Annotated in this window: 3 protein-coding genes; all 3 read right to left on the bottom strand. The window is 33.0% G+C overall.

Going from position 1 to position 2,469, the window contains the following annotated elements:
- Positions 1 to 344 (bottom strand): hypothetical protein (locus tag AA81_RS12990; RefSeq protein WP_146050402.1); only part of this gene is annotated, 344 nt, incomplete at its 3' end.
- A 189-nt stretch (positions 345 to 533) separates the two neighbouring features.
- Positions 534 to 1,901: an N-acetylmuramoyl-L-alanine amidase family protein gene (locus AA81_RS12995; protein WP_103078957.1), complete on the bottom strand. Its 1,368-nt coding sequence runs from the start codon at positions 1,899 to 1,901 to the stop codon at positions 534 to 536.
- Positions 1,898 to 2,469 (bottom strand): chemotaxis protein CheB (locus tag AA81_RS13000; RefSeq protein ID WP_281256310.1); only part of this gene is annotated, 572 nt, incomplete at its 5' end. The genes AA81_RS12995 and AA81_RS13000, both read right to left, overlap by 4 nt.

The raw sequence follows: 2,469 nt of genomic DNA on the forward strand, positions 1-2,469 counted from the left end.
CTAATTACATACGAAAAAAAAGCAATAAGGACTATGTAGAAGGCTACTCCAGCTGACGTAGGTAGGTAATATTTATTCTCTATGTAAACTGATATCAAAGATAAAAAGGCAGAAATACTGAAAAAAGATAAAAAAATGTGTGGATAAGTGAACTTTATTGAAATAGGTTTAGAAAAGTATTTTAACAAATAATAAATTAAAATAACAACCATGAATAAAGAAAAAACCAAATGTTTTTGAGTGGAATACTCATAAACCAAATTGGGTACCATTAAAAAAGGTATTAAAGCAAACAAAACAAGAAAAATCAATATATCAGTAGGAATTTTTGCCTTCTCTTGCAAATAAATTAACCTCCTTTGTTGTTCGCTGGTTTGTGCGAACCAATTAATCAAAATAGATTTAAAATTCTTCTGGGGGTTTGGTTTGCCGGTTTTCTAAACGATGTTTTTTAATTGTTTTATGGTTTTTAAAAAGGTTTTAGGGGCTTGGGGTTTACCCCAACGTTTGGGTTGGGGGGCCACCCCAACGCCCTATTTTAGACCAAAAAAGTCAATGACTGCGTTTTTAATAATTTCTGCAAAAACATCCACATAGTGCCCATTCGTAAATTCATCTACTACTTGAGGATTACTGATAAATTCCATTTCAAATAAAACTGCGGGACTCCTAGTATAAGCCAAAACAGCGAACTCCGCCGTATGAACGCCCCTAAATTTAACCCCATTTACATTCAAATAACTTCCCAATATATTGGCAAACTTCTCACTTTCATCTAGACTGTTTTCTTTATCCGTTACCCATGTTTCTATAAGATTTTTATCAGTATTCAAATCTAAATTTTCACGGTAGGCTATTCTTCTTGCATACGTGCTTTCTGAAAAATCAAAATAGTAAACCTCTGATCCGTAAACTGAAGAATCTTGAGGATAATCATTCAAGTGTAAACTAATGAATAAATCTGCACCTTTTTCATTAGAAAAAACTGCTCTATCATGTAAATCAACGTATACATCATTTGTCCTAGTCAAATAAACGTTAACACTGTACGGTTTCAAAAGTTCTTGAGCTCTTTTTGCTACTTTTAAAGTAATATCTTTTTCAAAAGTTTGGTTGGGGCCAACTGCTCCCGGATCTATCCCTCCATGACCTGGATCCAAGACTAAAACAGGCAGAGTGATTGTATCTCTAAAAGAAAGGTCTAATATGATTCTATTTTCTTCAATTAATTCTTCCAAATCAGCGGAGTTATTCAGTTTTACTTGTATCCAAACTTCTGTTGGTGAATAGTGATATGCCTTTATGTAATTGATCTTATTGTTGTATTCTTCATAGTAATAAGAATCAGGAATTTCGGCACCTTTTATCTTAATTAAATATCCGGATTTATTAACTAACGGGTATATTCCAACATCTTCAGGGCTTGAAGAAAGCTCTATTATTATTCTGGCATCAGTTTTCTGTATGATCGTTTTTATTGAACTTACTTGAGTTAGTGGCAGATTCAAGTAAACAGCAGAATCATTAGAAAAGAGTTCTAAGTTGATCAACTTCGCTATCAACTCTGTAGTTAAATAAATTTCTCCATCAATCACTTTTAGATCATTTGGATAGAAACGAATAGATTCGGTGCTGTTAATAATTGCTAAACTATTCTGGGGAAAAATAAAAACGTTCCATTTGCTGTCTTTTACGTAAATCAAAGTATCGTTATATACATCTAAAGTTCTTCCACTCTTTTCAGAAATGACTTTTAAACTAACATATAGATTTTCTCCATCTTCAAAATAGTAAGCCGGATCTACCTCTCTCCATTGAAAATAAAGCGTTTTTGCAAAGGTAGTAAAAGAGAGAAATAAAAAGCCAAAAATTATTAACCGCTGAATTACCCTTTTACTCATCTTTTTATCCCCCTTGATTGATCAGTTAAAATTTCTAATATCTTTTCTGCAATATCGTAATTTGGAAGAACAAAATCCGCATAACCTTCTTGGGCAACAATTTTTGGCATTCCATAAACCACGGAAGTTTCTTTCGACTCTGCTATAACCTTTCCACCGTAATGTTTAACTTTAAATACCCCTTTCGCACCGTCTCTTCCCATTCCTGTCAGAATAACTGCCAATGAGTTTTCTTTAAAAATTTCAGCAGCCAGATCAAAAGTGAAATCAGCAGAAGGTCGTACATTATTAATTTTATCGCTTTTATCTAAAAACAACTTTATTTTATGATCCTCCTGTTTTAAACCTAAATGAAAATCCCCGGGAGCAATGTATACAACATTCTTTTGTAAAAATTCACCATCTTGGGCTTCTTTAACCTTTAAATTTGAAATTTTATCCAATCTATAAGCTAAAGAAGCTGTGAAACCTGCCGGCATGTGTTGAACAATAATTATAGGAACATTCAAATTTTCAGGTAGTTGCGGAATTATAACATCTAAAGAACGAGGACCTCCCGTTGAACTTT

Source organism: Petrotoga halophila DSM 16923, from assembly GCF_002924615.1.